This is a genomic window from Myxococcus hansupus (genome assembly GCF_000280925.3).
Classification (GTDB): Bacteria; Myxococcota; Myxococcia; order Myxococcales; family Myxococcaceae; genus Myxococcus; species Myxococcus hansupus.
This window is the reverse complement of record NZ_CP012109.1, coordinates 3,454,365-3,466,095: the sequence shown is the minus strand read 5'-3', so window position 1 is coordinate 3,466,095 and position 11,731 is coordinate 3,454,365. Positions and strand designations below refer to the sequence as shown.

Below are 11,731 nucleotides of genomic sequence, written 5' to 3'. Positions count from 1 at the left end.
CGGCGGGTTTTCCCCGCCGTCTGGACTCAGCCGCTCAGAACCACTTGGGCGACGGGCGACGCGGAGGAAGCGGCGAGGCCTCGGGGGCCTTCGCCGGAGCCTGCGCCACCGCGGGACGGCCGCCGCCCGAACCGCGGGAGCCACCCTGGCCACCCCGGCTGGCGTTGCCACCCGAGCCGCCCGAACCCTGCGCCGAGCGACCACCCTCGGGACGTCCCTGCCCGCGGCCACCGCCACCGCCACTGCCCGCCCCACGGCCACCCCGGCGGCGCCGGGAAGCGCCCGCGGAGTGCCCGCCGCCACCACCGTTCCCCGCGGGACGCGGCGCGCCCTGGGAACGCCCACCGTTGCCCGAAGACCGGGCCTCCGGCGCGGCGCCCGAGGCGTGGCTCACGGGACGCGGCGCGGCCTGGCCCGAACGGTACGGGTGGTCCTCCACCACCGGCACGTTGCGGCGGATGGTGCGCTCGATGTCACGCAGGTACGCGCGCTCCTCGGCGTCGCAGAAGGACACGGCCGTGCCACTGGCGCCCGCGCGGCCGGTGCGGCCAATGCGGTGGACGTACTGCTCGGGCACGTTGGGCAGGTCGTAGTTGACGACGTAGCTCAGCCCGTCGATGTCGATGCCACGCGCGGCGATGTCCGTGGCCACCAGCACGCGGAGCGTCCCGGAGCGGAACTCGTCCAGCGCGCGCTCACGGGCGTTCTGGCTCTTGTTGCCGTGGATGGCCGCCGAGCTCACGCCCGCGCCCTCCAACTGCTTCGCCACCCGGTTCGCGCCGTGCTTGGTGCGGGTGAAGACGAGCGCGCGGCTGATGTTGCCTTCCTTCAGGAGGTGCGTGAGGAGGCCGCGCTTCTGCTCGCGCTCCACGAAGTACACTTGCTGGCTCACCGTCTCCGCGGTGCTGGAAGCCGGCGTCACTTCCACGCGGACGGGGTCCGTGAGGATGCTGCGCGCCAGGTCCACGATGTCCGGCGGCAGGGTCGCGCTGAAGAACAGCGTCTGCCGCTTGGACGGCAGCGCCTTGATGACGCGCCGCACGTCGTGGATGAAGCCCATGTCCAGCATGCGGTCCGCCTCGTCGAGGACGAAGACCTCGAGCGAGCGCAGCGACACGCAGCCCTGCTCCATCAGGTCCAGCAGGCGGCCAGGCGTGGCCACGAGAACGTCCACGCCCCGCTGCAGCGCCTGGACCTGCGGATTCTGGCCCACGCCACCGAAGATGACCGTGTGCCGCAGCGGCAGATTCTTGCCGTAGGTCGCGAAGCTCTCGCCCACCTGCCCCGCCAGTTCGCGCGTGGGCGTCAGGACGAGGCAGCGCACGGGCCGGGCGCCGCCCGGGGGCGCCTTGGCGGACAGCCGCTGAAGGATGGGCAGCGCGAACGCCGCCGTCTTGCCCGTGCCCGTCTGGGCAACGCCCAGCACGTCCTTCCCAGCCAGGGCGTGGGGGATGGCCTTCTGCTGGATGGGCGTGGGGGTGGTGTAGCCCTCCGCCTTGACGGCGCGCAGGAGGGTTTCTTGGAGCTGAAGTTCGTCGAAAGTCATGGGTTCCTGAGTTGAAGAGAGCCCGCCCCCTCCTCTGGGGAGGGGGCCCGCGCAGCGCGCCCGTTCGGGCTCATGCCCAGGGCGCCTGGCGGTGCGCAGTCGGGCCCGATCGGCCGAACCGCTTTGGGAACGGATGGAAACAGGGGGTCCCCCCGACCCATTCCGGAGAATCGGCGGGGGACCCTGCACTTTCCCGCTCCAGAAGTCCCGTGAAATCAACGGCTTAATCACCGGTTTTCCCGGGCTCTGGTGGACATTTGTGCAGCCAGCCGAGGATGTCCCGCCAGCCCCGGGAGCCCTTGGGGGCCCCCGGGTCCAGCGTCCTACGTCAGGCTCGCGCTTCGATGAACGCGGCCTGGAGCGCCTCCGGAACAGGTTCGTACGCGCCCAGGCGCATGCTCGCCTGGGCCCGTCCCTGCGTCCGACCTCGGAGCCCCGTCACGTAGCCGAAGAGGTTGGCCATGGGCACGCGCGCGGTGACGAGCCGCACCACCCCGCGCGCTTCCATGCCCAGCACCCGGCCCCGCCGCGCCGACAGGTCACCCAGCACCTCACCCAGGTACTCCTCGGGCGTGGTGACCTCCACCTCCATGACGGGCTCAAGAGGTTGGACGCCCGCGCTGCGCGCCGCCGCCTGGAGCGCCAGCGAACCCGCCACGGAGAACGCCTGGGGCGTGGAGTCACGCACGTGCGTGTCCCCATCCACCAGCCGCACCTCCACGTCCACCAGCGGCACGCCGCGCACGCCCCGGGCCATGGCCCCCGCCACGCCCTTTTCGATGGCGGGAATCAGCTCCCGGGGAATGGTGCCGCCCCGGGTGTCGTCCACGAAGACGAGCCCCGCGCCCCGAGGCGCCGGCCCCACGTCCAGCACCACGACGGCGTACTGGCCGGGTCCACCCGACTGGCGGACGTGCCGGTACTCCTGACGCACCTGTCGCTGGAGCGTGTCACGCCAGGCCACCTTGGGCTGGCCCACGCGGGCCTCCACGCCATGCTCGGTCTTCAATCGGTCCACGACCACCTCCAGGTGAAGCTCACCCATGCCGGACAGCAGCACCTGGCCGCTCTCCGGGTCCACGCCCACGCACAGCGACGGGTCCTCCGCCGCCAGCCGGTTCAGGCCCTCCTCCAACTTCGGCAACTCCGCGGGCGAGCGCGCCTCCACGGCGAGCTGCACCACGGGCTCCATGACGCCCAACGACTCCAGCACCACCGGCGCCTCCGGGTCGCACAACGTGTCGCCCGTGCGCACGCCCTTCAGCCCGAGCGCCGCGCAGATGTCGCCCGCATGCACCTCCGCCACCTCTTCACGGCGGTTGGCATGCATGAACATTAGGCGCCCCACCCGCTCCCGCCGTCCGGTGACGGGGTTGAGCAGGACGGTGCCAGCGCGCAACGTGCCCGAATAGACGCGCAGGAACACGATGCCGCCCACGGCCTTGTCGCTCATCAGCTTGAAGGCCAGCGCGGCGGGAGGCCCCACGTCGGACACGGGCCGGGACACACGCTCATCCGTGCCAGGTACAAAGCCCTCGACGGCGGCCACGTCCGACGGCGCGGGGAGGTAGTTGACGATGGCGTCCAGCAACATCTGTACTCCCTTCTTCTTGAAGGCCGACCCGCACAGCACCGGCACCAGCGTCCGCGCCAGGGTGCCCGAGCGCAGCGCGCGCTCCAGGTCCTCGGCGGTGATGTCCTCCAGCCGTCCGTCAACGAACTTCTCCAGCACCGTGGCGTCCGCGTCCGCGCACGCCTCGATGAGCCGCAGTCGCTGCGCCTCCACCTCCTGGCGGACCGCCTCCGGCACCGGCAGGCCGTCACGGAACGCGCCGTCCTCCGAGTCGAACGCCACCGCGCGCAGGTGGACCAGGTCCACCAGGCCACGGAACTCCGAGCCCTCGCCCAGGGGCCACTGCACGGCCACCGGACGCGCGCCCAGCCGCGCCTGGATGGACGCCACGCTCATCGCGAAGTCGGCGCCCACCTTGTCCATCTTGTTGATGAAGGCGATGCGAGGCACGCCGTACCGGTCCGCCTGCCGCCACACCGCCTCCGACTGAGGCTCCACGCCCTGGCTCGCGTCGAACACCGCCACCGCGCCGTCCAGCACGCGCAACGAGCGCTCCACCTCGATGGTGAAGTCCACGTGGCCCGGGGTGTCCAGGATGTTGATGCGGTGAGGCACGCCCGCGCCCAGGCCCTGCCGGGGTTGCCAGAACGCGGTGGTGGCCGCGGAGGTGATGGTGATGCCGCGCTGCTTCTCCTGCGGCAGCCAGTCCATCTCCGTGGAGCCGTCGTGCACTTCGCCCACGGAGTGGATGCGGCCCGTCAAAAAGAGGACGCGCTCGGTGAGCGTCGTCTTGCCCGCGTCGATGTGCGCCATGATGCCAATGTTGCGGTACCGCTCGATGCGTGTCTGGCGAGACATAAAAGACTCCCGTTCTCGTCGGGCAACGTGGCCCGCGAGGTGTCTGGTGTTGAAGCGCCGGTTGACGTCAGGGAATGCGGCGGCGAAGCCCAGGCGGCACGCACGCGCGACTCGCCGGAGGGGCACGAAAGGCCCGCTCAGGGACGCGTGAGGACACAAGGGACACCGCGAGAGTCAGGCGGATCCGGGACTCACGGCACGCGGGCAACCGACCACCCGCGCACCGGAGGACACCGGTCCGCCAACTCAAATGTCGAGCAGAACCTCGTTGCGGGGGGCGAGGCACACGTCCGCCGCCGGCGCGAGGATGCGCGCACTCAGCAGGGCGATGAAGAAGACGGGCCTCATGATGTGCTTGAGATAAATCACAAACGCCGTGTTGTCAATCCGGGCAGCCGGGCAAGCGGGCCCGGAATGACAGACATGAACGAAATCAGGTGCTCAACGCCCGCACTCGCGCCGCGAGGTTGTGCGTGAAGAGGCGGAAGATGCGCAGCGCCGCGGCGTCATGCGTGTCCAGGTAGTGCTGGAAGCCCGCGCGGGTGATGCGCAGCGCGCGGACGGCCGTGCGGGCGCGGACCTGCGCGGACACGGGGGCGTCCTGCACCAGGGAGATCTCCCCCAGGTAGGCGCCGGGCCCCAGCGTGTTGAGGCGGCGGGCCTCTGCCTCCGGGCCGCTGAACACGTCCACCGCGCCCTCCAGCATCACGAAGAGCCCGCTCCCCGGCGTGCCCTTCTCCAGGAGCACCGCGCCGGCGGGAATGAGCACCTGGCGGGCCACGCGGTACAGGTCCTTCATGTCGTCGAGCGACAGCTCGCCGAAGATGGGGATGGCCTTCAGGTAGTGATAGCCGTTGGACTCCGGCGCCGAGGCGCTCGACGGCAGCCGGGCGATGACGGCCTCCGCCTCCGCGTCCATGCCCATGCGGCGCAGCAGCCGGGCCTTCTCCGTGGCCAGCGCCGGGTCCGCGCGCGCGGTCTCCGAGCCCCGCATCGTGTCCGCGAGCAACGCCAGCGCGCGCCGGGTGAAGCCCTCCGCGTCCAGCAGCTTGCACATGCGCAGCACGGACTCCAGATGACGCGGATCCCCGGAGGGAACACCCCCGAGCGCCTCCACCTCCGCGTGTGGCTGGCCCAGCTCCCGGTAGAGCTGCGCGGCTTCATAGGGACGTCCCAGGCGGACCAGGCAGTGGGCCATCGCCTCGCGGGCCCCCAGCCCCCGGTAGACCTCCAGGGCGCGCTCCATGGCGCCACCGCGCTCGAACGCCGCCGCGGCGCGCTCCACCTCGCCGGCGCGCAGCCAGGCCTCCGCGGCGTCCACATAGCGCCCGCCCTGGACGTACAGCTCCGCCACCAGGGCCGCCGCGCCACAACCATCCAGGAGGCGCGCCGCGCCGGAGAAGTCACGGGCCTGCCGGAGGACCTCCGCCAGCCGCTGGCGCTCCTCCACCGCGGCCTGGGCGGCGTCCTTCTGGAGCCGCTCCCGCTGAGACAGCCCCAACTCCTCGTAGAGCTGCGCGGCCACGTCGGGCGACGGCGCCATCATCAGCGCCTGGAACGCCCCCTCCCCCGTCGTGCCTCGACGAGGGGCCCCCATGTTCGACTCCGCCTCGGACCCTGACATCGCTCGCCTCCCCCATCCCGGGCCAGTGCCAGGCCAGTCCCACACCGGCCTGGACTTCCCGGAAGACAAGGAAATCCTATATCACCCCTGACGAGCGGGGTCGCGCGTCAGGTCAGCGGACCGACACGAGCTCGGTGTCGAAGATGAGCACCGTGTGCGGAGGAATCCGGCTGCCCACGCCGGTGGCGCCATAGCCAAGGTCCGACGGAATGATGAGGCGCCGGCGGCCACCGACGCGCATCCCGACGATGCCCTCGTCCCAGCCCTTGATGACCTGCCCGGTGCCCAGGGTGAAGCCGAGGGCCGGCCCATTGCCGGTGGCGTCGAAGCTCAGCCCGTCCGGCCGGTAGCCCGTGTAGCGGACCTGCACCCGAGTCCCGACCTCGGCCAGCGCGCCGTCGGGCGCGGGGAAGGTGTCCTGGATGTAGAGCCCGCTGGGCAGCCGGGTCATCGCGTTCAGGTCCACGTTCAGGGACTCGGCGTAGGTCACCTTGGTGGGGTCGCCCGTCTCGGGGTTGACGTTGTCGTCGTCGCCACAGCCGAGCAGCGACACGGCGAGGAGAACGGGAACCAGCAGGGAGCGGAGCATGTGAGGGCCTCGAATCGTGCGCGGACCGGAAATCGGCCGCGCGGGACGGCGCAGCCTGCCCCGGCCCGAGCCCAGGTGAAAGGGGCCAGAGGTGCGCGCCCGCTTCCTTGCCGCTTGCCCCCCAGGAAACCTGGAGCGCCGCGGGTGGGCTTCCGTTATGCAGGATGCCGCCATGCCACGCTGGGTCAGCCTGCTCCTCTTCTTCGTCCCCGTGCTCGCCGTGCTGGCGGTGGGCCACGTCTACCTCTACCGCCGGCTCGTCCGTGACGTGACGCAGCGCCACAGGCTGCGGCGCGCCGGACAGGTGCTGTTCGCCGTGGGCTTCGCGGGGGCACTGGGTGCCAGGGCCATTGGCTCGGTCCTGCCCTCCGAGACAGCGCGCCGCCTGGGCATCGTCTTCCTCGCCTGGATTGGACTGGTGCTCTACCTGCTCATGTTCACCCTCGCGGTGGACCTGCTGCGGGCCGCGGTTGCCTGGCGCGCGCGCCGCACGGAGCGCACGGAGCCGGACGCGCCCGCCTCACCGGAGCGAAGGGCCTTGCTGGGCCAGGGGCTCGCCGTGAGCGCGGGACTCGCGGGCGCGTCGGTGAGTTCGTACGGTAACTGGCGCGCCTTCCACCCGCCCGACGTGCGCGACATCCCCGTGCGCCTGCCGAACCTGCCTCGCGCGTTGGAGGGCCTCACCCTGGTGCAGCTCACCGACATCCACATCGGTGGCGTGATTCAGCGCCGCTTCATCGACGAGCTGGTCTCGCGCACCAACGCGCTCAAGCCGGACCTCATCGCCATCACCGGCGACCTGGTCGACGGCTCGGTGGATGCGCTGGGCACGTTCGCGGGCGGACTGGGGAAGCTGAGCGCGCGGTACGGCACGTTCTTCGTCACCGGCAACCACGACTACTACTCGGGCGCCAACGCGTGGGTCGCCTTCCTGGAGGGCCTGGGCATCCAGGTGCTGCGCAACCGCTCGGTGTCCATTGGAGACGCCGGGGCGTCCTTCCAGCTCGCGGGCGTGGATGACTGGAGCGCCCACCGGATGGGCGAGCGCGGCTACGACCTGGACGCGGCGCTGCGCGACGTGCGGCCGGACCAGGCCTCGGTGCTGCTGGCGCACCAGCCCTCCAACTTCGACGAGGTGGCCCGGCGTGGCGTGGGGCTCCAGGTCTCCGGCCACACGCACGGCGGGCAGATGTTCCCGGGCAACCTCGTGGGCGACCTCATCTGGGGAGACCGCAACGCGGGGCTGAGCCGGACGAACGACTCGCTCATCTATGTGAGCCGGGGCTGCGGCTTCGTGGGTCCGCCCATGCGCGTGGGCGCCCCGCCGGAGATCGCCCGGCTGGTGCTGCTGCCCGCGTAGCGCCTCCGCGCCACTCAGCCCAGCGACATGTCCAGCACCAGCGCGAGCACGAAGCCCCACATGAGGCCCGTGGTGGCTTCGCGCTCGAAGCCGCCGCGGTGGCTCTCCGGAATCATCTCGTGGCTGATGACGTAGAGCATCGCGCCGCCCGCGAAGGCCAGGCCCCACGGCAATAGCGCCGAACTGAGTGACAAGGCCCCCAGGCCGACCAGCGCCCCCACCGGCTCCACCAGGCCCGTGAGCAGCGCGAGCACGGCGGCCCGGGTCGCCGACGCGCCCGTGGCGCGCAGGGCGAGCGCCACCACCAGGCCCTCGGGGATGTTCTGCGCGCCGATGCCCAGCGCCACCGACATGCCGAGCTCAGGCTGGGGCGCCGCGAAGGACACGCCCACCGCCAACCCTTCCGGAAAGTTGTGCAGCGTCATCGCCAGCACGAACAGCAGCACGCTGTTCCACTTCGCGCCGCCGTGGCCCTCGTGTCCCTTGAGCGCGTGCTCGTGGGGCATCAAGTCATGCCAGATGCGCAGGAAGAGTCCGCCAGCCAACACCGCCGCGGCCACGCGCAGCGCCGCGGAGAGGCCGTCGTGGCCCTGCCCTCGCACCAGCTCCATCGCCGGGATGACCAGGGAGAAGGACGTGGCCGCCAGCATCACGCCCGCGCTGAAGCCCAACATCCGGTCCTGGGCCTTCCGGCTGAGCTCCGAGGTGACGAGCACCGGCAGCGCGCCCAATCCTGTCGCCATTCCCGCCAGCAGGCTTGCCACCAGCCCCGCCCACATGCCTTCGATGCCCCAATGTTCCACGCGTCCGAGGTGCCTCCGCGCTCAACACTAACGGCCTCACCCCGCGGGGCGAGGTTCGTTGTGGCGGGCGTGCGCAACCCCGCGACTTTCCAGCCCTTGGGTCTCCCCACCTTGAGAATGACGGCCGCCGGAAACACTTTCCCGGGTGGCCCGTAGATGAGCCGGGTGATGAGGAGTCCAACGGACGAAGAGCTCATGGAACGGTTTCGCGACGGAGCACAGGACGCCTTCGAGGACCTCTTCGCGCGGCATGCGGGGCGGGTTCAGGGGTTCCTGGCCCGGATGGTGCGCGATGGCGCGCTCGCGGAGGATTTGCTCCAGGCCACCTTCCTGTCCGTCATCCGCTCACGGGGCCGCTATGAGCCCGGCACGCGCTTCACGCCGTGGCTGATGACCATCGCCGCGAACGCCGCGCGCGACGCGTTGAGGCACCAACGCCACGTGGACGCCTACGCCTCCACCGAGGACGCCACGCCCCCCACGGGGCTCGCGCCGGACGCCAGCGACCCGTCCCTCCGGAGACATCTGCTGGATGCGCTGCACCAACTCCACCCCGACCACCGCGAGGCCGTGGTGCTCAGCAAGGTGGAGGGCTGGTCCTTCGATGAGATTGGCGCGCTGCGCGGCATCAGCGCGGGCGCGGCGCGGCTGCGAGCGCACCGGGGCTACGAGAAACTGCGGGAGCTGCTGGGCGGATTGGAGGTGGCGCGATGAAGCCGTCCATCGACCTCGACCGGCTGCTCACCGAGGCGCCGGCCCCCAACGCGGATGCGATGGCGCGCGTGCTCGCGGCGGCCCGGGGAGAGCTCGCGCTGAAGCGGCCCGTTCGGCGCTGGCGCACGCAGGCCGCATGGCTGGTGGCCGCCTCGGCGGGCCTGGGGCTCCTGGCGGCCGTGGTGATGTTCGCGATGGGCGCCGTGTCCGGCCCGCTGCTCCTGGCCCGAGCGCCCCTGCTGACGCTGCTGGTGGGAACCAGCGCGGTGTGCGCCTGGGGCGCGCTGACGCCCGGGGGGACGGGGTTGCGCCGGCTCGGGGTGGGGCTCGCCGTGGTCAGCGCGGCGGCCGTGGTGCTCGCCCGAGGCACACCCCACGCCGCGCCCACACTGCCCGGCTGGGTGTGCACCGTCAGCCACCTGGCCATTGGGGCCGTTCCCCTGGTGGTGGCGCTGTTCGCGCTGCGCGGCACCGTCTTCCAACCCCTGCGCGCCGCGGTGGCGGGCCTGTCGGTGGGTTCGACGGGAGCGCTGCTGGGCGAGCTCGCCTGTGAGCAGGACGGGCGGCATGTCATCGCCCATCACCTGCTGGCGTGGGCCGTCATCACCGTCGTGCTCGTGGTCATCTCCAAGTCGCTCAAGCCCCGTTCCTACGCGCCATGATCCAGGACCCTTCTCTCATCATCTGTCATGACGTGGACGGCGCTCCGGTGCGCATCGGCGAAACCGTGAAGGTCGTCGCGCGCTCCGAGGACGGCACCATCGGCCAGCGCTTCCTGGGCAAGACGGGCGTGGTCGTGGGCTTCGTGTTCGACGACCCGGCCACGCAGTACCCGGATGATCCGCTCATCCAGGTGCTCGTCGAGGACCTGGGCGAGGACCTCTTCTTCCCCGAGGAGCTGGAGCTGGCACCGGAGTGGGCGCGCAACCGCATCGCCCAGCACCGGCAGGCGGTGCGCACCGGTGCCCGGAGCGACGCGGAGCGCCTGCCCTGACGTGCCTCAGCGTCCCGCCGCGTGCCGGTGCGCGGACGCCACCGCCAGGGTGATGGCCTTGGAGTTGGGGAACACGCCGCGCGCCTGCTCTTCCACTTCCAGCGCGGCCTCGAGCTGCCCCTGAGCCCCCAGCGCCTGAATCCTCCCCGCCCACGCTTCTTCCAGAAGGGACAGCGCCCCCTCGGCCGCGGACGCGAAGGCCCGCTCCGCCTCCACGGGCGAAGCACGCACGGTGCTCAGGAAACGCCCCAGCTCCAACAGCGGCTCGGGCGCGCCCGCGGACACGTCCGCCGCGTCGCGAAGCGCCTGCTCCGCCTGGGCCACCGCGTCATCCGCGTCTCCCTGACGGCCCGCGAGGAGCGTGCGGCTCAAGGACAGCAGGTTGGGCACGAAGGCGGGACACGCCCCGGACAACGCCCGGTAGGCCTCCACCCTGTGGCCACCCTCCAGCGGCTCCGCGTTCGCCAGCTTCCACTTCCGCCGCAGCTCCTGGGGCGACATGTGCTCGGACATGTCCACACCCTACGCCTCCGGCGCCACCGCGTGCAGCGTTCAGTACGACGCGGTGATGCCCCAGTGCAGGCTGGAGTACGTCTCCGCCGCGACGCCGCCCGCGTCCCAGCCCACCCGGGTGCCAGCGCCGGTGAAGGTGTCCTGGAAGCGCGTCAGGCGGAAGCGCAGCGAGTAGCCGAAGGGTCCCCAGATGTCGCCCGCCACGCCCAGCTCGGCCTCCCAGCCGAAGCTGGAGACGGCGGTGCCGTAGTCCCGGAGTTCCGCGTCCAGCGCGCTGCTTCCGCCCCCCAGCCCCTTGCCCGGCCGAGGACTCACGAAGAACTGCCCCGCCCCTTCCAGCCGCGCCCAGTCGACCAGCGGCACCGACACCTCCAGGCCGACCGAGGGGAACACGCGGTGCGTTCCGGTGAGCGGGCTCTCGGCGGACGCGTCCACGTCGAAGGCGCGGGTGAGCAGGCCCGCCCGCAGGCCCGCGTAACCGAAGCGCTCCCGCGACGCGCCCATCCCGAAGAAGTACCGGTACATCGCCTGCGCGGTGAGCACCGAATCGGTGGCCGCCACCTCGCGCGTGGTGGACTGGCCCGCGTCGCTCACCAGCGTCACGTTCGTGGACGCATACCCACGCCGGTAGCCCAGCGCCACGCCGAGGCCGCGGAGCAGCGACGCGCTCTGCGCCAGGGGCTGCAACTCCAGCTCGGCGGAAATGCCCAGGTACGGCACCGACGACGAATAGCTCACCGTGTCGCCCAGCCGCTCGTTCGCCGGCAGCCGGTCATACTCACCGCAGGACTTCACGCCGGGCCGCGCGCAGTAGTTGCGCCACGTCGTCGTCCCGCCCAGCGTGAGCCGGGCCAGCGGAGGCCGGGCCACCCCGTCTCCCACGGTGCCGCCCGAGCCCGAGTCCAGCGCCACCTCCAGGAACGGGGCCGAGGTGGCATGCGAGGCCGACTCGAGCTGGGTGCCCAGCATCCGCCCGGCATCCCCTTCCAGGTCCAGCACCACGACACCCGGCGCCAAGTCCACCGCGGCCTCGCGCTTCGCCGCGGTTGCCAGCGCCGGCGGTGCGGCCAGCGCCACCACGAGGGCACACCGCATCCCCCAGTGAATCAACGAGTGTCGGGCGTTCGTCATTCACCCGGGAGGTTCACCCACCCCGC

General features: G+C 71.7%; 11 protein-coding genes. 4 read left to right on the top strand and 7 right to left on the bottom strand.

Annotated elements, in window-relative coordinates; all coding sequences use genetic code 11:
* Positions 1–34: 34 nt before the first annotated feature.
* The 4 genes from A176_RS13565 to A176_RS13550 form a co-directional block, all read right to left on the bottom strand.
* Positions 35–1,546 (bottom strand): DEAD/DEAH box helicase, encoded by a 1,512-nt coding sequence (locus A176_RS13565; RefSeq protein ID WP_002636537.1) that lies wholly within the window; start codon positions 1,544–1,546, stop codon positions 35–37.
* 328 nt (positions 1,547–1,874) lie between these two features.
* The gene (gene fusA, locus A176_RS13560) at positions 1,875–3,977 is read right to left on the bottom strand and encodes an elongation factor G (RefSeq protein WP_002636538.1); all 2,103 of its coding nucleotides are present in this window, start codon (positions 3,975–3,977) and stop codon (positions 1,875–1,877) included.
* 433 nt (positions 3,978–4,410) lie between these two features.
* On the bottom strand, positions 4,411–5,601 hold the full coding sequence (locus A176_RS13555) for a cyclic nucleotide-binding domain-containing protein (protein ID WP_002636540.1): 1,191 nt from the start codon (positions 5,599–5,601) through the stop codon (positions 4,411–4,413).
* 112 nt (positions 5,602–5,713) lie between these two features.
* Positions 5,714–6,190 carry an FKBP-type peptidyl-prolyl cis-trans isomerase gene (locus A176_RS13550; protein WP_002636541.1) on the bottom strand — a complete coding sequence of 159 codons (477 nt, stop codon included), beginning with the start codon at positions 6,188–6,190 and terminating at the stop codon, positions 5,714–5,716.
* Between the two features lie 172 nt (positions 6,191–6,362).
* Between A176_RS13550 and A176_RS13545 the strand changes: the two genes are divergently transcribed.
* On the top strand, positions 6,363–7,550 hold the full coding sequence (locus A176_RS13545) for a metallophosphoesterase (protein WP_044889239.1): 1,188 nt from the start codon (positions 6,363–6,365) through the stop codon (positions 7,548–7,550).
* 14 nt (positions 7,551–7,564) lie between these two features.
* On the opposite strand, the gene A176_RS13540 is transcribed toward A176_RS13545, so the two are convergent.
* On the bottom strand, positions 7,565–8,329 hold the full coding sequence (locus A176_RS13540; protein WP_193409862.1) for a ZIP family metal transporter: 765 nt from the start codon (positions 8,327–8,329) through the stop codon (positions 7,565–7,567).
* 192 nt (positions 8,330–8,521) lie between these two features.
* Here A176_RS13540 and A176_RS13535 point away from each other — a divergent pair, with 192 nt between their 5' ends.
* From A176_RS13535 to A176_RS13525, 3 genes are read left to right on the top strand one after another with little or no spacing between them, the layout of a single operon-like run.
* Positions 8,522–9,067 carry an RNA polymerase sigma factor gene (locus tag A176_RS13535; protein ID WP_044889237.1) on the top strand — a complete coding sequence of 182 codons (546 nt, stop codon included), beginning with the start codon at positions 8,522–8,524 and terminating at the stop codon, positions 9,065–9,067.
* A complete protein-coding gene (locus A176_RS13530) occupies positions 9,064–9,729 on the top strand; it encodes a hypothetical protein (RefSeq protein ID WP_002636545.1) in 666 nt (221 codons plus the stop codon). Before A176_RS13535 ends, A176_RS13530 begins: the two co-directional genes overlap by 4 nt.
* Positions 9,726–10,061, top strand: a complete 336-nt coding sequence (locus tag A176_RS13525; RefSeq protein WP_002636546.1) for a hypothetical protein — start codon at positions 9,726–9,728, stop codon at positions 10,059–10,061. The genes A176_RS13530 and A176_RS13525 overlap by 4 nt, the downstream gene beginning before the upstream one ends.
* A gap of 6 nt (positions 10,062–10,067) precedes the next feature.
* Here A176_RS13525 and A176_RS13520 read toward each other — a convergent pair whose 3' ends face one another.
* Both A176_RS13520 and A176_RS13515 read right to left on the bottom strand, forming a co-directional pair.
* Positions 10,068–10,574, bottom strand: a complete 507-nt coding sequence (locus A176_RS13520) for a hypothetical protein (RefSeq protein ID WP_044889236.1) — start codon at positions 10,572–10,574, stop codon at positions 10,068–10,070.
* Positions 10,575–10,613: 39 nt separating this feature from the next.
* Positions 10,614–11,705 (bottom strand): hypothetical protein, encoded by a 1,092-nt coding sequence (locus A176_RS13515; RefSeq protein WP_021780936.1) that lies wholly within the window; start codon positions 11,703–11,705, stop codon positions 10,614–10,616.
* Positions 11,706–11,731 lie beyond the last annotated feature (26 nt).

Coding starts and splice junctions, on each gene's coding strand:
- A176_RS13565 (WP_002636537.1), bottom strand. CDS start 1,546: ATGACTTTCGACGAACTTCAGCTCCAAGAAACCCTCCTGCGCGCCGTC.
- fusA (WP_002636538.1), bottom strand. CDS start 3,977: ATGTCTCGCCAGACACGCATCGAGCGGTACCGCAACATTGGCATCATG.
- A176_RS13555 (WP_002636540.1), bottom strand. CDS start 5,601: ATGTCAGGGTCCGAGGCGGAGTCGAACATGGGGGCCCCTCGTCGAGGC.
- A176_RS13550 (WP_002636541.1), bottom strand. CDS start 6,190: ATGCTCCGCTCCCTGCTGGTTCCCGTTCTCCTCGCCGTGTCGCTGCTC.
- A176_RS13545 (WP_044889239.1), top strand. CDS start 6,363: ATGCCACGCTGGGTCAGCCTGCTCCTCTTCTTCGTCCCCGTGCTCGCC.
- A176_RS13540 (WP_193409862.1), bottom strand. CDS start 8,329: ATGTGGGCGGGGCTGGTGGCAAGCCTGCTGGCGGGAATGGCGACAGGA.
- A176_RS13535 (WP_044889237.1), top strand. CDS start 8,522: ATGAGGAGTCCAACGGACGAAGAGCTCATGGAACGGTTTCGCGACGGA.
- A176_RS13530 (WP_002636545.1), top strand. CDS start 9,064: ATGAAGCCGTCCATCGACCTCGACCGGCTGCTCACCGAGGCGCCGGCC.
- A176_RS13525 (WP_002636546.1), top strand. CDS start 9,726: ATGATCCAGGACCCTTCTCTCATCATCTGTCATGACGTGGACGGCGCT.
- A176_RS13520 (WP_044889236.1), bottom strand. CDS start 10,574: ATGTCCGAGCACATGTCGCCCCAGGAGCTGCGGCGGAAGTGGAAGCTG.
- A176_RS13515 (WP_021780936.1), bottom strand. CDS start 11,705: ATGACGAACGCCCGACACTCGTTGATTCACTGGGGGATGCGGTGTGCC.